Source organism: Nocardia spumae (assembly GCF_020733635.1).
In the GTDB taxonomy this organism is placed as follows: Bacteria; Actinomycetota; Actinomycetes; order Mycobacteriales; family Mycobacteriaceae; genus Nocardia; species Nocardia spumae.
Genome location: NZ_JAJFZL010000001.1, coordinates 3967484 through 3986340, shown reverse-complemented (window position 1 = coordinate 3986340; position 18857 = coordinate 3967484). Strand labels below are relative to the sequence as shown.

The following is an 18857-nucleotide window of genomic DNA, read 5'->3' as shown; positions in this document are numbered from 1 at the left end:
GTATCCGACCCCGCGCATGCGAGTGCTCGAACCCGGTGCGTCGAGCACCGTGCAGGACCTCGGGCGCCCGGGCTGGTTCCGCGCGGGGGTGGGCGTCTCCGGCGCGGTCGACCGCGGTGCGCTGCGGCTGGCGAACCGGCTGGTGGGCAATGCGGAATCCGCCGCGGCCATCGAATGTGTACTGGGCGGGCTGAGCGTGGAGTTCGATCTGCCCACGATGGTGGCGGTGACGGGCGCGCCCGCGCCGATCACCGTCGACGGCCGCCGGGAGCCACCGGCCTCGGTGCTGTTCGTCGGTGCGGGGCAGCGGGTGCGCCTCGGCACCGCCGTGACCGGTCTGCGCTGCTATCTGGCGGTGCGCGGCGGTATCGCGGTGGAGCCGGTACTCGGCTCGCGCAGCCGGGACACCATGGCGGGGCTCGGTCCGGAACCGCTGCGCCGGGGTGACACGATCCCGGTGGGGGTGCCACCGCGCGATTGGCCGAATGTCGACATCGCACCCGTCGCGCCGATCAGCGACGATCCGCTGCGCCCGCGTGTGCTGCTCGGCCCGCGTGCGGACTGGTTCGTCAATCCCGAGGCCCTGTTCGCCGGTGCGTGGCGGGTCTCGGCCGATGCCGACCGGATCGGAATCCGGCTGGACCGCTGCGGTGGCGCGCCGTCTTTGCGGCGCGTCGACGACGCCGAATTACCTACCGAGGGAATGGCATTGGGTGCGATTCAGGTGCCACCAGCGGGCCGCCCGGTGGTCCTGCTGGCCGATCGTCCCATTACCGGCGGCTATCCGGTCGTCGGGACCGTCATCGACGCCGATATCGATCTGCTCGGTCAGGCCCGCCCCGGCCAACTCGTCGAATTCCGTTCGCGGCCGCCGTGATCCGAGGCCGGGGCGCGGCAGGGCGTACCTCTCGAGGCTGATCCCGGATCGGTCTGTGGGGCGACGACACGGCCGTGCGGGATCGATAGTGTCACCGAGGATTCACTGCACAGGGGCGGTACAGGAGGGAACCGGTGACCGAAGTACTCGATTCCGACGCCGAAACTCGTGGCGCGGCGACACCGGAGGTAGTCCCGGCACTCGCGTGGGCGGTCGTCGTGCCGATCGCCGCGGTCGGCGGCGCGGCCGTGTCGTTCGCGGCCTCGAAATACGGCTATTTCGGCGATGAGCTGTACTTTCTGGCGGCCGGCCGACGTCCGAGCTGGGGCTACGCCGATCAGGGGCCGGTGCTGCCGCTCCTGGCCCGGACGATGGACGTGCTGGTACCGGATTCCTATCCCGCGTTGCGCTGGCCCGCGGTGCTGATCACGGTCGCCGCGATCGTGCTGTCCGCGATGATCGCTCGCGAATTCGGTGGCGAGCGCGCGGGGCAGGCCATCGCCGCACTGGCGTATGCGTGCTCGCCGTTTCTCCTGCTGCAGGGTGCGATGCTCACCACCAACGCCATCGATACCGCGCTGTGGGTGCTGATCACCTGGCTGGTGGTGCGCTGGGTACGCACGCGCCGCGATCGGCTGCTGCTGTTCGCGGGCGTGGTCACGGCACTGGATCTGCAGATCAAGTGGCTCATCCCGTTCTTCTGGCTCGCCCTGGCCGTGAGCTGCGTGGTGTTCGGGCCACGGGAGTTGCCGCGGCGCCCGCTCCTGTGGGCCGGTGCGGCGCTGACCGTGGTTTCGGCGGTGCCACAGCTGATCTGGCAGGCGCGCCACAGCTGGCCGCAGCTGTCGATGGGCGCGGAAATCGCGTCCGAACAGGCAGTGCTGGGTGGCCGCCTGCTGTTCGTGCCGATGTCGTTGATGCTGGCCGGTGTGCTCGGACTGCCGGTGCTGCTGTGCGGGGTGTGGGCTCTGCTGCGGTGGAAACCGCTGCGGCCCTACCGATTCCTCGGTGCGACCCTGATTCTGGTGGAGATCGCCTTTTTGATCACCGGTGGCCGGGTGTACTACCCGGCCGGGCTGTACGCGGCGGTGATGGCGGCGGGCGCGGTCGGCCTCGTGCACTGGCTGCGCGCGCGCTCGTCGAGGCGCGTGCGCATCGGGTCCGCGGTGACCGCTCTGGTGGCGGCCGCGGCGGTGGCCTCGATCGCGGTATCGCTGCCGTGGCAGCCGGCGTCGGCGATCGCGCAGCCCCGCGACGATGCGGCCGCAGCGATCCAGATCGGCACCTACGGACAGTTCGGCTGGCCGGAGCTCACGACCGCGGTCGTCACCGCCTATCGTGGCCTGCCTGCCGATCGCCGCGAGCATGCCGTGGTCATCACCGACACGTATTGGCAGGCGAGCGCGCTGGACCAGTTGGGCCGCGCCGACCTGCCGCGGGTCTACAGCCCCAGTCGCGGCTTCGGTTACTTCGCGACCCCACCGGACACCGCGAGCACCGCGCTGATCGTGGGTGGCAACGAGGCCGCGTTGCGCGGCCAATGCGCGTCGCTCACCGCGATCGGCCGCGTCGACACCCGGCTGGGTTTCGCCGGAAACACCCGGGATGTCACCCTGTACGACTGTTCGGGACCACGCCGCCCCTGGTCCCGGGTCTGGCCGGGCTGGATGCATCTGTGACGCGGAGTGATGGGCCGGCTTTCCGAGCGGGCCGGATCCGCGCGCTAGGGTTGCGCGTATGACCTCCGGACAGGTGCAGATCTGGCACAACCCCCGATGCTCGAAGAGCCGTGCCGCCAAGACGGCGCTGGACGAGGCCGGCGTGAACTACATCGAGCGGCGCTACCTCGAGGATCCGCCCACCACCGACGATCTGCGGGCGGTGCTGGCCCAACTCGGCCTGGAACCGTGGGATATCACCCGGACCGCCGAACCCGACGCCAAGCAGCTGGGCGTCTCCGGCTGGTCGCGGACAGCGGCCGACCGGGAACAGTGGATCGAGACGCTGGCCGCCAATCCGACACTGATCCAGCGGCCGATCGTGGTCACCGCCGACGGCCGGGCCGTGGTGGCGCGCGATGAGCAGGCGCTGAAATCGGTGCTGTAGCACGCTCGCGCCGAATCGATTCGGCTGCGCGGCAACGGCTTCGGTTCGCGAGCGCATTACCCGACGGGTAATCGACTGTGCGCCCGCCGTGGAACATGCTCGATACATGAGCGAATACGAAACCCACACCACCATTGCCGAGCGCTACATCGAGACCTGGAACGAGGGCGACGACGCGGTCCGGCGCAAGCTGCTCGACGAACTGTATCTGCCCGGGGCCACCTATACCGATCCGCTCGCCGCGGTCACCGGCGTCGCCGAGATCGGCGAGATGATCGCCGGGGTCCGGCAGCAGTTCGCCGGGATGCGTTTCACCCTCGGTCCGGTCGACGGACACCACGATCAGGCGCGGTTCACCTGGAGTCTGGGACTGCCGGATGCCGAACCGCTGATCGTCGGCTTCGATGTGATCGTGCGCGACGGCGACCGCATCGCCTCGGTCTACGGATTCCTGGACCGGGTGCCGTCCTGACCGGTCATCGAATATCGGTGTCCGCCATGGGAAACGGCGGTCGCCCGATACCGGCGATACGCAGATTGCCCCACGGGTCGCGCTCCTGCAGGCGGCCCGTCGCGGGCGGTGCGCCGGGCACTCGCAGCGATACGGCGCCGCGGCCGGGGGCGGGCAGCGCGTCGGCATCGGATCCGTGGAGGCGACCGTACCAGTGATATCGGCCGTCGATCGGATCGGAGTGTCCGCTGAGCGTGGCCGTCACCGCCACCTCGGCGCCGGGAGCGTCGAGTATCGCGGGACCCGCGTAGTCGTGGGCCGGAACCCGATCGGCGGCCACCGTCAGATCGAAATGGACGTCGTCCGGACTGGGCATATGGCGTCGCGGACGCGGATCCGCGGCCCAGCGCCGAGCCGATTCGTGCTGCACCGCACGGCGCAGCCGGATGCGGGTACATCCGGTACGACGCATTTCCGCCGTGCATCGGGCCGCGTACTCGGCGCGTGCGGTGCTCGAATACCCCGGCCACACCGCCGATGCGGGGGTGTGTGTCCAGAACAGGTTCGGCAGGTCGTGCAGCGCCACCCCGAGATGAGCCGCCGGTCCGCGGTCGAGGACCTCGCGCAGGGTGCGGCCGTCGGCGCCGAGGACGCGGCGTTCGTCCACGACGGCATCGGACATGATCACCACCGCGGCCGTCACGATGCCGGCCGCGGTGTGCAGGTGCCAGATATCGCGGGTACCGTCGAATTCCATGCGGTGCACCGATTCCGGTGCCGCGGTGGCGTGGGAGGGGGCCGAGCCCAGCACCGTCACATCGTCGATCCCGTGGCGCCGCAGGGCTGCCACGACCACGGGTGCGGCCGGGCGTTCGGCCACCACGATCACGCCGCGCCCCGGCCGGCCGGTGGTCGCGCGCCCGGTTCGTCGATGCGGCCTCATCCGAGGAGTCCGCAGCGCCGCCAGATCCGCTGACCGATCGGGCCCAGCAGTCCGTGCTCGCCGAGGAAGGCGCCGAGATCGGCCGCCCCGGCCGCCAGTGCGCGCCGGGCGTGCGGGTTGGCCACCGCGACCCGCCGGGCCGCCCGGCCGTCGAGCCCCGCGCGAACGTACATGTGCGGGTTGATGATCAGGCGGACGAACAGCGGCGCCGCCACCGCCACGCACGTCCGGACGTAGATCCGTTCGGCCGTCGACATCGAGGGCACGCGGCGTGCGAGCGAATCACGGGCGAATCCGATGTGGCGCGCCTCCTCGGTGACGTGGATGCGGAAGGTCCGCGCCACCACCGGCTGCAACTGCGGATCGTCGATGGTCCGGCGCTGCAGAGCATCGAAGATCTCCTCGCCCACCAGCGCGCCCACCCACACCATCGGGCCGTGCAGGAGCAGTTGCAGCGACGAGATCGCCAGCCGGGCCGGAGCTTTCGGCCAGTAGGGTCGCGCGTCGATATGGTCGATCAGCTTGCCGAACATGGTCATGTGCCGGCATTCGTCGGCCATCTCGGTGAGCGTGTAGTGCGAGCGGTGCGAGGACGGATCGCCGTTCATCAACTCCCGCAACAGCAATCGGTTCAGGATGTTCTCGAACCAGATCCCTACCGACAGGATGTTCGCCAGCTCCTGGCGGGACAGCTCGCGGCGCTGCCGCGGGGTGAGTGTTTCCCAGATCTCGGTGCCGTAGAGGGAGACGACCTCCGGCGGCAGGAACAGTTTGTCCGGATCCAGCGGGGCGTCCCAATCCAGATCGACCACGGGGTCGTAGGACTTGCGCACCGAGCCCAGTAGCAGGCGCTGTGCGAAGGAGTCCCGGGGGAGCAGGGTGGCGTCGTTGCCCATGGTTGCGCTCCGAATGTTCGAATTACCGATACGTCGTGTCACACCAATATTAGTGAGACGGCATGTCTCAGTCAATACCGCGCGGGTATCGTTGACCTGTGAGCGAGACCAGTGCCAAGCGCCCCGCGCGGCCGGCCCAGCGGGGCGCGCAGGCCGGTGTGGACGGCCGCAGCACGCGCTGGAACAGTCATAAACAGCGGCGCCGTATCGAGGTGATCGATGCCGCGGTGGCGGTGATCGAGGACAGCGGCGCCGAGGTGTCGGTCCAGCAGATCGCCGATCGGCTCGGTCTGCCGCGTCCGGTGGTCTACCGCCATTTCGACGGCCGTGCCGATCTCGACGAGCAGATCCGCGGCCGGATCCTGGAATCACTGCTTACCGCGATACTGCCCACGCTGCGTGCGGACGGGACCGTTCGCGATGCCGTGAGCGGCGCGGTCGGTACCTACGTGGGCTGGGTGGCATCCCACCCGCAGCTGCACAGATTCCTCGCCGCCGGTGCGCCGCAGGGGGATTCGTCACATGCCCTGGCCGGAGCGCGGGACCGGATCGGCGCCCGGCTGGCGGATCTGTTCGCCACGGCCGCGGCCCGTGTCGGCATCGATCCGGTGCGGGCGCGGCCGATGGCCTTCGGCATCGTCGGATTCGTCGACGGCGTGGTCAACAGCTGGCGGGCCGACACCGCCGCGGAACTCGGTTCGGAACAGATCGAGGCGATCGTGACCGAATCGGTGCTGGGGCTGCTGGAGAGCAACGCGCGCAGTCTCGGGGTGCCGCTGGACCGTGATTCGACCGTCGCCGACCTGGTCGCACCGTCGGAGGCACCGGTTCCGGACCCGCTGGCGGTCAACTGAATTCGCGTCGCCGCGCGGTACCCCGGACGTTTCCGGACACCCGGACGTCCCCGGGAATCGTGCGCGTCGCATAGGCTCGACGCATGCAGCGCATCATCGGAATCGAGGTCGAGTACGGCATCTCCACGCCCACCGAACCCTCGGCCAACCCGATTCTCACATCCACCCAGGCGGTGCTGGCCTATGCGGCGGCCGAGGGCGTGCCCAGGGCCAAGCGCACACGCTGGGACTACGAGGTGGAATCGCCGCTGCGCGATGCGCGTGGTTTCGATCTGGGCCGGCTCAACGGGCCGGCGCCGGTGATCGACGCCGACGAGGTCGGCGCGGCGAACATGATCCTCACCAACGGTGCCCGGCTCTATGTCGACCACGCGCATCCGGAGTACTCCGCTCCCGAGGTCGTCGACCCGCTCGACGCGGTGATCTGGGACAAGGCGGGCGAGCGTGTGATGGAGGCCGCCGCGCGGTACGCCTCGAGCGTGCCCGGAGCGCCGCCCATGCAGCTGTACAAGAACAACGTCGACGGCAAGGGCGCCTCCTACGGCACCCACGAGAACTATCTGATGAACCGCGATACGCCGTTCAACCAGATCATCGTCGGCCTGACCCCGTTCTTCGTCTCCCGCCAGGTGGTGTCCGGTTCGGGCCGCGTCGGCATCGGCCAGTCCGGTGATCACGCCGGATTCCAGCTCTCGCAGCGCGCGGACTACATCGAGGTCGAGGTGGGTCTCGAGACCACCCTCAAGCGCGGCATCATCAACACCCGCGACGAACCGCATGCCGATGCCGACAAGTATCGGCGCCTGCATGTCATCATCGGTGACGCCAACCTGGCGGAATGGTCGACCTATCTCAAGGTCGGGACCACCGCGCTGGTGCTCGACCTCATCGAGGCGGGCGAGGATCTGTCGGATCTGCAGCTGGCGCGCCCGGTGACCGCGGTACACACCATCAGCCACGATCCGACCCTGCGCGCCACCGTGGCCCTGGTCGACGGCCGCGAGCTGACCGGCCTTGCGCTGCAACGCATCTACCTCGATCGGGTCGAGAAGTTCCATGATCGCGAAGGCACCGCCGATGCCCGGGTCACCGATGTGCTCGAGAAGTGGGCGCACGTGCTCGACCTGCTGGAACGCGATCCCATGGAATGCGCGCATCTGCTGGACTGGCCGGCCAAGCTGCGCCTGCTCGAGGGGATGCGCAACCGCGAGGGTCTGGGGTGGGCGGCGCCCAAGCTGCATCTGATGGACCTGCAGTACTCCGACGTGCGCCTGGACAAGGGGCTCTACAACCGTCTGGTGGCGCGTGGCTCGATGGAACGCCTGGTCACCGAACAGCAGGTCACCGAGGCGATGACGGCCCCGCCGACCGATACCCGCGCCTATTTCCGCGGCGAATGCCTGCGCCGTTTCGGCGCCGATATCGCGGCGGCGAGCTGGGATTCGGTGATCTTCGATCTGGGCGGTGACTCGCTGGTCCGTATTCCCACCCTGGAGCCGCGGCGCGGCACGAAGTCCCACGTCGGCAAGCTGCTCGAGGGGGCCGGCACCGCCGCCGAGCTGGTCAAGCAGCTCACTTCTTGATCGGTTCGCGGGGTGAGGTCCGACCGTGCGGTGACGTTGCGGCGGGGGCACATTGCGAGGTAATCCGGCATGTTGTCGCCGTCGCTGGGTAGTGTTGAGACACGAGCATCGGACATATCCGATGCTCGCCGATGATCAGTAGAGGAGGTCGGCTGCTATGGCACAAGAGCAGACCAAGCGCGCCGGTGGTGGCGACGAGGACGACGACGCGGCCGGTGTCGATGCCGCGGGACAGGAGCGCCGCGAGAAGCTGGCCGACGAGACCGACGACCTGCTCGACGAGATCGATGACGTGCTCGAAGAGAACGCGGAGGACTTCGTGCGTGCCTACGTCCAGAAAGGCGGCCAGTGACATCAGGTGACCCCTTGCGGCTCCACATGGGGTACGCCCTCTCGTCATTCTCCGAATATCTACGGGAAAACGCGCCGGAACTGTTGCCGGGCAACGGTTTCGGCGCGGCCGCCAAGGCCTCCGGAAGGGCCGAGGACTTGGCGCCCCACGGCACCACCATCGTCGCGGTGACCTACCGCGGCGGTGTGCTGATCGCCGGTGACCGCCGTGCCACCCAGGGCAACCTGCTGGCCAGCCGCGATATGGAGAAGGTGTACATCACCGACACCTTCTCCGCGGCCGGGATCGCCGGTACCGCCGGGGTCGCGGTGGAGATGATCCGGCTGTTCGCCGTGGAGCTCGAGTACTACGAGAAGATCGAGGGCGTGCCGCTGACCTTCGACGGTAAGGCCAACAAGCTGTCGAAGATGGTCCGTGACAACCTGCCCGCCGCGCTCCAGGGCCTGGCGGTGGTGCCGATCCTGGTCGGCTATGACCTCGAGGCCACCGATCCGGAACGGGCCGGCCGTATCGTGTCCTACGACGTGGTCGGGGGCCGCAGCGAAGAGCGCTTCGGCTACACCGCCACCGGTTCGGGCTCGATGTTCGCGAAGTCGTCGTTGAAGAAGACCTACAGCCGCGGCATGGACGAAGACGGCGCTCTGCGCATCGCCGTGGAATCGCTGCTGGACGCCTCCGACGACGACACCGCGACCGGCGGACCGGACCTGCTGCGGGGGATCTACCCCACCGCGGTGGTCATCAATGCCGAAGGGGCACTGGACGTTACCGACGAGCGGCTCGAGCAGATCGCGCGCTCGATCGTCGACGAACGTGCGGCCGAAGAAGGGGGTGCGCGTCCATGACACTGCCGTACTACGCGTCGGCCGAACAGATCATGCGCGACAAGACCGAACTTGCGCGCAAAGGCATCGCCCGGGGCCGCAGTGTCGTGGTGTTGGTGTACGACAAGGGTGTGCTGTTCGTCGCCGAGAATCCGTCGGCGACACTGCACAAGGTGAGCGAACTCTACGACCGCATCGGATTCGCCGCGGTCGGTAAGTACAACGAGTTCGAGAGTCTGCGTCGTGGCGGCATCCTGCAGGCCGACCTGCGGGGATACCAGTACGACCGGCGCGATGTGGCGGGCCGGGCGCTGGCGAACATGTACGCCTCCACGCTGGGCACGATCTTCACCGATCAGCTCAAGCCCTACGAGGTGGAGATCTGCATCGGTGAGGTCGGGTATCCGGAACAGACATCCAATTCGGTGCTGTACCGGATCAACTTCGACGGCTCGATCGTCGACGAGCGTGATTTCGTGGTGATGGGTGGCAATACCGAGCCCATCAGCACCGCGCTCAAGGACAGCTATCAGCCGGGGCTGGAACTGCGCGCCGCGATCCGGACCGCCGTGGACGCCCTGCAGCAGGGTGCGCCCGACAACGGCGACAAGGACAAGCGCACGATCGCGGTGTCCTCGCTCGAGGTGGCGACCCTCGAGCAGGCCCGCCCCCGCCGGGCGTTCCGGCGGGTTCCGCACGCCACACTGGAATCGCTGCTGTCCGCCGACGGTGCGGCCGCCGACGAGAACGCCGAGCCGGAAACTCCCTCCGCCGGCGATCCGTCCAACGCGTAGGCACCGGCAGGCGAGGCGAAGTATCCGGGCCGGCCCCGTGCACCACACGCGGTGCGCGGGGCCGGTCGGCGTCCGGGCACGCCGCTGTTCGCCTGCGCGCCCACCCGGCTCGGAGCCACTGGCGTCGGCCATTGCCGCGGAGTCGGTATGCCATCCGCTCGGTCGGCGCCTCTACCTGGCGATATAGGTATCCCGCATCAACCCGGTGGCCTGTCGACCGCGGCCGCGCTCTCCGCGGTCCGGCGTCCTGGCCAGGCGCGGGGACCGCAAACCCCGCCCCCACGGCGGTGGGGCCGCCGATATTGTTGTGAAGCCGTATGCAACCGTCTGCTCGCACAGCCACTTTCGGAGTTCGCTTGGCTGTACTGTCGATGGTGTGCAGCGACGAATTATGGGGATCGAGACCGAGTTCGGGGTGACGTGCACGTTCCACGGTCACCGTCGGTTGAGTCCTGACGAGGTGGCCCGGTATCTGTTCCGCCGGGTGGTGTCCTGGGGCCGTAGTTCGAACGTATTTCTCCGCAACGGAGCGCGGCTCTATCTCGATGTCGGTTCCCATCCGGAGTATGCGACGGCCGAATGCGACTCGCTGGTGCAGCTGGTCACCCACGATCGTGCGGGTGAGCGAGTGCTCGAGGAGTTGCTGATCGACGCCGAGCAACGCTTGGCGGAGGAAGGGATCGGCGGTGACATCTATCTGTTCAAGAACAACACCGATTCCGCGGGCAACTCCTACGGCTGCCACGAGAACTTCCTCGTGGTCCGTGCCGGGGAGTTCTCGAGGATTTCCGATGTCCTGTTGCCGTTCCTGGTGACCAGACAGCTGATCTGCGGTGCGGGCAAGATCCTGCAGACGCCCAAGGCGGCGACGTTCTGCCTGTCGCAGCGGGCCGAGCACATCTGGGAGGGGGTGTCCTCGGCGACGACGCGGTCGCGGCCGATCATCAACACCCGCGACGAGCCGCACGCCGACGCGGAGAAATACCGCCGCCTGCACGTGATCGTCGGCGATTCCAATATGGCCGAGTCGACCACCATGTTGAAGGTGGGCACCGCGGCGCTGGTGCTGGAGATGATCGAGGCGGGTGTGTCGTTCCGCGATTTCGCGCTCGACAATCCGATCCGCGCGATCCGCGAGGTCAGCCACGATCTGACCGGCCGCCGTCCGGTGCGGCTGGCGGGCGGTCGGCAGGCCAGCGCGCTCGAGATCCAACGGGAGTACTACGCCCGCGCGGTCGAGCATCTGCGCAATCGTGAGCGTGATCCGCAGGTGGACGCGGTGGTGGATCTGTGGGGCCGCACCCTCGACGCGGTGGAGGCGCAGGATTTCGCGAAGGTCGACACCGAGATCGACTGGGTGATCAAGCGCAAGCTGTTCCAGCGGTATCAGGACCGGTATTCGATGGAGCTGTCGGATCCGAAGATCGCTCAGCTCGATCTGGCCTATCACGACATCAAGCGTGGTCGTGGTGTCTTCGATCTGCTGCAGCGCAAGGGGCTGGTCAAGCGGATCACCGAGGACGATTCCGTCGACGCGGCGGTCACGACGCCGCCACAGACCACCCGCGCGAAGTTGCGTGGTGATTTCATCACCGCGGCGCAAGAGGCCGGCCGGGACTTCACGGTCGACTGGGTGCATCTGAAGTTGAACGATCAGGCGCAGCGCACGGTGCTGTGCAAGGACCCGTTCCGTTCGGTCGACGAACGGGTGGATCGGCTGATCGCCTCGATGTGAGTACATGAGCCCCGGGAAGCCCCCGGGGCTCAATGCCGCGCCGGGGCCGGCGCGCAGGATTCGAGGCTGATCGGTGCGGTGGCGCATCGTCGTCGCGGCATGCCGATTACTCTGTGTCGGGTGGCGATTTCCAAGGTCGAACGGCTGATGAATCTGGTGATCGCGCTGCTGTCGACCCGGCAGTTCCTCACCGCGGAGCGGATTCGCGACAGCGTCGCCGGTTATGAGGAGTCGGCCAGCGATGAGGCGTTCAGCCGGATGTTCGAGCGCGACAAGAACGAATTACGGGATCTCGGTATCCCGCTGGAGGTCGGCCCGGTGGGCCGATACTCCGGCCAGGAGGGGTATCGGATCAACCGCGATGCCTACGAACTGCCCGATATCGATCTGACCAGCGCGGAAACGGCGGCGGTCGCGGTGGCGGTGCAATTGTGGGAGTCTCCGGAGCTGGCCAGCGCCGCCGAGAGCGCGGTACTGAAGTTGCGGGCGGCCGGCGTGCACGTCGATCCGGATGCGGCCTCGGCGTCGGTGCCGTCGGTGCCGGCGCGCACCCGTGGCTCCGAAGCGGCGCTGGGCCGCTTGCTGGCGGCGATCGATGCCGGCCGGGCGGTGCGATTCCAGCATCGGGTGACCCATAACGCGCCGTACGCGATGCGCGATGTGGAACCGTGGGGTGTGGTGACGCGGCACGGCCGCTGGTATCTGGTCGGGCACGATCGCGATCGGGACGCGGTTCGCACGTTCCGCCTGTCGCGGATCGGCGCGGAGGTCGAGGTCTACGGTCCCGAGAACGCCGTGCACAAACCGGCGGAGGTCGATCTGCGGCGGATCGTGGCGCAGGTGACGGGCGCGTCGCCGGTCACCGGGTCGGCGACGGTCTGGGTCGCTCAGGGCCGGGGGCAGGAGATTCGCCGGTTGGGCGTGGTGCTCGCCGAGCGTACGGTCGACGGCCGGTCCGGGTCGGTGGTGGAGGTCCCGGTGCGCTCGCGCGACTGGCTGGCCCGGCTGATCACCGGTCTGGGGCCGGATGCGCTGGTACTGGCGCCGGAGGATCTGCGGGCCGACGTGATCTCGCGGCTGCGGTCGGTGCTGGAGCGGACGGAGGTGTCGGCGTGAGGGGCGTGACGGGCGTGACGACCGGGGGTGTGGTGTGGCGATGAGCAGTCGACTGTCGACGCGATTGTCGCGGCTGCTGAACATGGTTCCGTATTTCCTGGCGAATCCGGGCATCAGCGCGGCGGAGGCGGCGGGGGAGCTCGGGGTCAGCACCAAGCAGCTGATGAGCGATCTCAACCAGCTGTGGATGTGCGGACTGCCCGGGTACGGGCCCGGCGACCTGATCGACCTGTCGTTCTCCGAGGAGAGTATCGAGGTCACCTTCTCGGCCGGGATCGACCGGCCACTGCGACTGACCTCGATCGAGGCGACGGCACTGCTGGTGGCGCTGCGGTCGATCGCGGATCTGCCCGGCATGGTGGATCCGACCGCCGCGCGTTCGGCGATCGCGAAGATCGAATCCGCCATCTCCGGTGAGGCCGACCACCGCGGCGAACCGGATTCCGCGGTGCCGGCCGAGGCACCCGCGGTGACGACGGTGCGTTCGGCGCTGGCCGACGGGCGGGCCTTACGGCTGGTGTACTACTCCGCGAGCCGGGACGTGGTATCCGAGCGGATCGTGGATCCGATCCGGATCGTGCTGGTGGACAACAACTCCTATTTACAGGCATGGTGCCGGCAGGCCGAGGGCGTGCGGTTGTTCCGGTTCGATCGGATCGAGGAGGCCACCGAACTCGAGGAGCCGGCCGACCCGCCCAGCCACGCCACCGAGGAATCGGCGGGTCTGGACCTGTTCTCCGATGATCCGGCGGTGGCCTTGGCGCGCTTGCGGATTCGCGGGGACTACGGATGGGTGCTCGACCAGTATCCGATGCATCCGGTGGTGGTCCACCCCGACGGCAGCGTGGAGGCGACGATGCGCTTCGCCACGCTGGACTGGATCGCGCGGCTGCTGCTGGGGTTCGGTTCGGGAGTCACGGTCCTCGGTCCGCCGGAACTGGTGAACGCGGTGCGTGATCGGTCGGCCGCCGCGCTGGCAGCCTACGACGATCTCGGCGACCTGGGCTACGACGAGGCCGTGATCGAGGAGGTGGGTCCCGCTTGACATTTCGGGTGACGGTGCTCGGCGCCGGAAGTATCGGCCTGTTCGTGGGCGGGAAGCTGGCGGCGGCCGGCGCACAGGTGAGTTTCGTGGGCCGCCCGCGGATGCTGGACGAGATCGGTGCGCACGGGCTGCGGCTGACCGACCTCGACGGTGGTGACGATCGAGTGGCCACGAGCGGGTTTCGCACCGAAACCGAACCCGGCAGCGCCGCGACCGCCGATCTGGTGTTGATCACGGTGAAATCCGCGCAGACCGCGGCGGCCGCGGCACAACTGCGCGATCGGGTGCGGGCCGACACGGTGGTGATCAGCCTGCAGAACGGCATCGGCAACGATGCCGTGATCCGGGAGGCGCTGCCGGCGCCGGTGGTGTCGGCCGGGATGGTGATGTTCAACGTCGTCCATCGCGGGGCGGGCCATTTCCATCGCGGTACCGATGGCGGGGTGGCCGTCGCCGACGATCCCGCGCTGGCCCGGTTCGCGCCGCTGTTCGATCGGGCCGGTCTGCCGCTGGAGCGTCATCCGGATCTGCGCCCGGTGCAGTGGGCGAAACTGCTGCTCAACCTGAACAATCCGATCAACGCCCTGTCGGGCCGTCCGCTGCGCGACGAACTGGGCGACCGTGACTACCGTCGCTGTCTGGCACTGGCACAGGCCGAAGCCCTGGCCGTGATGCGCCGCGCGGGCATCCGGCCGGCCCGGCTGACCACGCTGCGGCCGCGCGCGATGGTGCGGTTGCTGCCGGTTCCGGACGCGATCTTCACCCGGGTCGCGGGGCGGGTGCTGGCGGTGGATCCGATGGCCCGCTCCTCGATGGCCGATGATCTGGCCCTGGGGCGCCGCACCGAAATCGATTGGCTCTGCGGGGAAATCGTGAATCTCGGCCGGATCGTCGGGGTACCTACTCCGGTCAACGCCCGGCTGACCGAGTTGATCCGGGCGGCGGAGAACGGCGATGATCGCCGCTGGTCGGGGGCGGATCTGCTGGCCCGGTTGCGCGATGCGAGCGGTTCCGGGCGGGTGGGCGCGGGCGAGCGCTGACCCGGTGGCGGCGAGCGCCGGCCGGTGGCCCGCGTGGCCGGCGCCGACGCCGAGAGCGGCGACCCTCGCCACCGGCGGATTCCGGTCCGGTAGCATCGGACATACCACAGTCTTGGGAGGTTTTCGATGGGTTCATTGAGCCCGACGCACTGGCTCATCATTGCGTTGGTGATCCTGCTGCTGTTCGGCGCCAAGCGGCTGCCCGACGCCGCCCGAGGTCTCGGACGTTCCTTGCGCATCTTCAAGAGTGAGATGAGCGAGATGCAGTCCGAGGGCTCCGGGTCGGCGACCGCATCCGGCACCGCACAGCAGTCGGCTCCGGCCGCCGAGCTGCCGTCCGCGCAGCCGGCGAATCCCGCACCGCAGGCCGACAAGGATCGCCACACGGCCTGATCCGCCCTCGCCACGAGGCCGTCACTCCAGCCGCGCCCGCGGAGACGGCCCGATGAGGAGTGGGCGCTTCATCCGGATCCGGTCGCCAGGTGATCAGCGAGGCAGTCACATCCATGCGCATTCCGTTCGACCCCCGCCGCAGTCGGCGCAGGACGAATCCCGACGGCACCATGTCGTTGGTCGACCATCTGCACGAGTTGCGTTCGCGGTTGTTGAAGGCCTTGCTGGCGGTCGCGCTGACCTCGGTGCTCGGATTCCTCTGGTACTCGCATTCGTTCCTCGGGATCGACAGCCTGGGTGACATCCTGCGGGGACCGTACTGTTCGCTACCGCCGGAGCATCGCGCGCAGCTGACCGTCGACGGTACCTGCCGGCTGCTGGCGACCGCGCCGTTCGAACAGTTCATGCTCCGCTTCAAGGTGGCCCTGACCGCGGGTGTGGTGATGGCCTGCCCGATCTGGCTGTATCAGCTGTGGGCATTCGTCACCCCGGGGCTGTACGCGAAGGAGCGCAAGTACGCGATCAGCTTCGTCGCCTCCGGGGTCGTGCTGTTCGTGACCGGTGCGGTACTGGCGTACTGGGTGGTGGCCCACGCCCTGAGCTTCCTGATGGGCATCGGCAGCAATGTGCAGATCACCGCGCTCAGCGGTACCCAGTACTTCGGGTTCATCATCAAGTTGCTGATCATCTTCGGTTTCAGTTTCGAGACTCCGTTGCTGATCATCGGGCTGAACATGGTCGGTGTGCTGACCTACGAGCGGCTGAAGAAATGGCGCCGCGGCATGATCTTCGGCCTGTTCGTCTTCGCCGCGATCGTCACCCCGCAGGACCCGTTCTCGATGCTGGCGCTGGCCGCCGCGCTGACCGTGCTGTTCGAGGTGGCGGTCCAGGTGGCCCGGGTCAACGACCGTCGCCGGGCCCGCCGCGGTGACAACTGGGGTGCGCTGTCGGACGACGAGGCCTCCCCGCTGCACGGGCCGGACGGGGTCGACGGGGTGACACCGGTCGATTCCGCGCAACCGGTGACATCGAGCGGGCCGGTATCGGCGAACGGCGTACCGCGGAAAACCCCGCGCCCGGTGTCGGACTACTCCGATACCCTCTGAACGTGGGACAACCGTCGCTGACTGGCGAACTCGCGGCATTCGCCGCCGACCTGAAATTCTCTCTGGATCCGTTTCAGCAGCAGGCCTGCGCGGCGCTGCAGAACGGTCACAGTGTGCTCGTCTGCGCCCCGACCGGCGCCGGCAAGACGGTGGTCGGTGAGTTCGCGGTGCACCTGGCCCGGGTAGCGGGCAGGAAGTGCTTCTACACCACTCCGATCAAGGCACTGTCGAACCAGAAGTACGCCGACCTGGTGGATCGCTATGGCCGCGACGCGGTCGGGCTGCTGACCGGCGATCAGTCGATCAACCCGGACGCGCAGGTGGTGGTCATGACCACCGAAGTGCTGCGCAACATGCTCTACGCGGGTTCCGATGCGCTGGCCGCGCTGTCGTATGTCGTCATGGACGAGGTGCACTACCTGGCCGACCGTTTCCGCGGGGCGGTGTGGGAGGAGGTCATCCTGCATCTGCCGCCGGAGGTACGGCTGGTCAGCCTGTCGGCGACGGTGAGCAACGCCGAGGAGTTCGGCGCCTGGATGGAGACCGTGCGCGGGGATACCGCGGTCATCGTCGACGAGACGCGCCCGGTGCCGCTGTGGCAGCACGTCATGGTCGGCCGCCGGATGTTCGATCTGTTCGATGCGAAATCCAGCGATCAGAAGGTGCTCGTCGACGAGGATCTGGTCCGCTACATCAAGCATCGCGAAGCGGCCGATCGGATGAACGGCTGGTCGAATCCGCGTCATCGCGGGGGACCACGCCGTGATTACCGCCCGGTGCCACGCCCGGAGATGCTCGCCCGCCTCGACGAGGAGGGGCTGCTTCCGGCGATCACCTTTATCTTCAGCCGGGCGGGATGCGACGGTGCGCTGGCCCAGTGCCTGCGGTCACGGCTGGATCTGAGCCGCCCCGACGACGCGACGGAGATCGAGGCCGTCATCGAGCGCCACACCGGTGATCTGCCGCGCGCCGATCTGGACGTGCTCGGCTACTGGGAATGGCGGGAGGCGCTGTTTCGGGGTCTGGCCGCCCATCACGCCGGGATGCTGCCCGCCTTCCGCCACACCGTCGAGGAGTTGTTCGTACGAGGTCTGGTGCGGGCCGTATTCGCAACGGAGACACTGGCTCTGGGCATCAACATGCCGGCCCGGACGGTGGTGCTGGAGCGGCTGGTGAAATTCAACGGGGAAACCCACGCCGAACTGACGCCGGGCGAATACACCCAGCTCACCGGTCGCGCCGGGCGTCGCGGTATCGACGTGGAGGGGCATGCCGTGGTGATGTGGCATCCCGATGTCGATACCAGTGCGGTGGCCGGTCTGGCCTCCACCCGGACTTATCCGCTGCGCAGTTCGTTCCGGCCCGGATACAACATGTCGATCAACCTCATCGACCGGATGGGGGCGGCGCAGTCACGCGAACTGCTGGAACGGTCCTTCGCGCAGTTCCAGGCCGATCGCTCGGTCGTGGGTCTGGTGCGGGGGATCGAGCGCAACGAGGCCCAGATCCGCAAGGTACGCACCCAGATCGGCGATGACGATTTCCTCGAGTATCTGTCGCTGCGTGAGCGGATCAAACAGCGGGAGCGGGAACTCGAGCGGCAGGGCCGGGCCGATCGGCGCGGGGCCGCGGTGGCGTCACTCACCTCTTTGCGCCGCGGCGATGTGGTGGCCATTCCCACCGGTCGCCGCCAGGGACTGGCGGTGATTCTGGAACCGGATTCGAGTCCCGGTGATCCGCGGCCGCTGGTGCTCACCGCCGACACCTGGGCCGGACGCGTGTCGGCGGCCGACTTTCCGACCCCCGCGCAGCCGCTGGGCCGGATGCGGTTGCCCCGCCATGTCGACCACCGCACGGCCCGGGCGCGCCGCGATCTGGCGTCCGCGCTGCGCAGCACCGGAATCTCGGTACCCGGTCGTGGCCGCCGCGGTGCCCGGGCGCGAGCGGCCGACGATCGGGAGCTGGCCACGCTGCGTCGTGCCCTGCGCGCCCATCCGGCGCACACCCGGCCCGACCGGGAACAGCTGGCCCGGCTGGGGGAGCGGTACAACCGGCTCGAGCGCGAGACCGAGTCGATGCGCCAGAAGGTCGCCACCACCACCAATTCACTGGCGCGCACTTTCGATCGGATCGTGGCGTTGCTGACCGAACGCGGGTACGTCGACGCCGGGGAGGTCACCGCCGACGGGCGTCGCCTGGCCCGGATCTACACCGAGGCCGACCTGGTGGTGGCCGAATGCCTGCGCCAGGGAATGTGGCGCGGCCTCGGCGCGGCCGAACTCGCGGCTGTGGTCTCGGTGCTGGTCTTCGAATCGCGGCAGGAGGGCGGATATCTCGGCCCGTCCGGTCCGACCGAACCGGTGCGGCGCGCGGTGGGCGCCACGATCGGGGTCTGGAGCCAGTTGCGCACCGATGAGGCGCGGCACAAGCTCGCGCCGACGCGGGAACCCGATCTGGGGTTCGTGACCGGCATCTACAAATGGGCGCGCGGTGATGGATTGGCCGAATCGTTGCTGGCCAGCGGCGATCAGGGTAGTGCGCTGTCGGCGGGCGATTTCGTGCGCTGGTGCCGCCAGGTGATCGATCTGCTCGATCAGATCCACCAGACCGCCGACGACGTCGAAATCGCCGCCACCGCCGCGAAGTCGGTGCGTGCGATCCGGCGCGGCGTTGTGGCGGTGGACGCCGCGTAGCGTGTCCGGCTGTGATTGGATGACTACCGGTACCGACCGTGGTGAGGGC

At 68.5% G+C, this 18857-nt stretch carries 18 protein-coding genes; 16 read left to right on the top strand and 2 right to left on the bottom strand.

Translation table 11 applies throughout. The features are described 5' to 3' along the window. Positions 1 to 16: 16 nt before the first annotated feature. The 4 genes from LKD76_RS17820 to LKD76_RS17805 all read left to right on the top strand — a co-directional run bounded on the left by LKD76_RS17820 (position 17) and on the right by LKD76_RS17805 (position 3455). Positions 17 to 877, top strand: coding sequence for a 5-oxoprolinase subunit C family protein (locus LKD76_RS17820; protein ID WP_227985290.1), 861 nt, complete (start codon positions 17 to 19; stop codon positions 875 to 877). Positions 878 to 1011: 134 nt separating this feature from the next. Beyond that, positions 1012 to 2556, top strand: coding sequence for an ArnT family glycosyltransferase (locus LKD76_RS17815; RefSeq protein ID WP_227982454.1), 1545 nt, complete (start codon positions 1012 to 1014; stop codon positions 2554 to 2556). 58 nt (positions 2557 to 2614) lie between these two features. Then, a complete protein-coding gene (locus LKD76_RS17810; RefSeq protein WP_227982453.1) occupies positions 2615 to 2983 on the top strand; it encodes an arsenate reductase family protein in 369 nt (122 codons plus the stop codon). 106 nt (positions 2984 to 3089) lie between these two features. After that, on the top strand, positions 3090 to 3455 hold the full coding sequence (locus LKD76_RS17805) for a nuclear transport factor 2 family protein (protein WP_227982452.1): 366 nt from the start codon (positions 3090 to 3092) through the stop codon (positions 3453 to 3455). A gap of 4 nt (positions 3456 to 3459) precedes the next feature. On the opposite strand, the gene LKD76_RS17800 is transcribed toward LKD76_RS17805, so the two are convergent. Both LKD76_RS17800 and LKD76_RS17795 read right to left on the bottom strand, forming a co-directional pair. Then, on the bottom strand, positions 3460 to 4377 hold the full coding sequence (locus tag LKD76_RS17800; RefSeq protein ID WP_227982451.1) for a DUF4873 domain-containing protein: 918 nt from the start codon (positions 4375 to 4377) through the stop codon (positions 3460 to 3462). Beyond that, positions 4374 to 5273: an AurF N-oxygenase family protein gene (locus LKD76_RS17795; RefSeq protein ID WP_227982450.1), complete on the bottom strand. Its 900-nt coding sequence runs from the start codon at positions 5271 to 5273 to the stop codon at positions 4374 to 4376. The genes LKD76_RS17800 and LKD76_RS17795 overlap by 4 nt, the downstream gene beginning before the upstream one ends. A gap of 98 nt (positions 5274 to 5371) precedes the next feature. On the opposite strand from LKD76_RS17795, the gene LKD76_RS17790 reads away from it, so the two are divergent. The 12 genes from LKD76_RS17790 to LKD76_RS17735 all read left to right on the top strand — a co-directional run bounded on the left by LKD76_RS17790 (position 5372) and on the right by LKD76_RS17735 (position 18808). Continuing rightward, complete coding sequence (locus tag LKD76_RS17790) at positions 5372 to 6127, top strand: TetR/AcrR family transcriptional regulator (protein ID WP_227982449.1); 756 nt, start codon at positions 5372 to 5374, stop codon at positions 6125 to 6127. 83 nt (positions 6128 to 6210) lie between these two features. After that, entirely contained in the window at positions 6211 to 7710 is a 1500-nt protein-coding gene (dop, locus tag LKD76_RS17785; RefSeq protein WP_227982448.1) for a depupylase/deamidase Dop, read from the top strand. 157 nt (positions 7711 to 7867) lie between these two features. Further along, entirely contained in the window at positions 7868 to 8062 is a 195-nt protein-coding gene (locus LKD76_RS17780) for a ubiquitin-like protein Pup (protein WP_025349636.1), read from the top strand. Positions 8063 to 8088: 26 nt separating this feature from the next. Beyond that, positions 8089 to 8907, top strand: coding sequence for a proteasome subunit beta (prcB, locus tag LKD76_RS17775; protein WP_227985289.1), 819 nt, complete (start codon positions 8089 to 8091; stop codon positions 8905 to 8907). Beyond that, positions 8904 to 9680, top strand: a complete 777-nt coding sequence (gene prcA / locus LKD76_RS17770) for a proteasome subunit alpha (RefSeq protein WP_227982447.1) — start codon at positions 8904 to 8906, stop codon at positions 9678 to 9680. The genes prcB and prcA overlap by 4 nt, the downstream gene beginning before the upstream one ends. A 376-nt stretch (positions 9681 to 10056) precedes the next feature. After that, positions 10057 to 11415 (top strand): Pup--protein ligase, encoded by a 1359-nt coding sequence (gene pafA, locus LKD76_RS17765; protein WP_227982446.1) that lies wholly within the window; start codon positions 10057 to 10059, stop codon positions 11413 to 11415. Positions 11416 to 11535: 120 nt separating this feature from the next. Then, entirely contained in the window at positions 11536 to 12531 is a 996-nt protein-coding gene (locus LKD76_RS17760; RefSeq protein WP_227982445.1) for a helix-turn-helix transcriptional regulator, read from the top strand. Positions 12532 to 12571: 40 nt separating this feature from the next. Further along, positions 12572 to 13576, top strand: coding sequence for a helix-turn-helix transcriptional regulator (locus LKD76_RS17755; RefSeq protein WP_227982444.1), 1005 nt, complete (start codon positions 12572 to 12574; stop codon positions 13574 to 13576). Continuing rightward, entirely contained in the window at positions 13573 to 14616 is a 1044-nt protein-coding gene (locus tag LKD76_RS17750; protein WP_227982443.1) for a 2-dehydropantoate 2-reductase, read from the top strand. The genes LKD76_RS17755 and LKD76_RS17750 overlap by 4 nt, the downstream gene beginning before the upstream one ends. 126 nt (positions 14617 to 14742) lie before the next feature. Continuing rightward, on the top strand, positions 14743 to 15009 hold the full coding sequence (gene tatA, locus LKD76_RS17745; RefSeq protein WP_227982442.1) for a Sec-independent protein translocase subunit TatA: 267 nt from the start codon (positions 14743 to 14745) through the stop codon (positions 15007 to 15009). Positions 15010 to 15122: 113 nt separating this feature from the next. Beyond that, complete coding sequence (gene tatC / locus LKD76_RS17740; RefSeq protein ID WP_227985288.1) at positions 15123 to 16115, top strand: twin-arginine translocase subunit TatC; 993 nt, start codon at positions 15123 to 15125, stop codon at positions 16113 to 16115. Then, positions 16112 to 18808, top strand: a complete 2697-nt coding sequence (locus tag LKD76_RS17735; protein ID WP_255661691.1) for a DEAD/DEAH box helicase — start codon at positions 16112 to 16114, stop codon at positions 18806 to 18808. Before tatC ends, LKD76_RS17735 begins: the two co-directional genes overlap by 4 nt. The last annotated feature ends 49 nt before the right edge of the window (positions 18809 to 18857 follow it).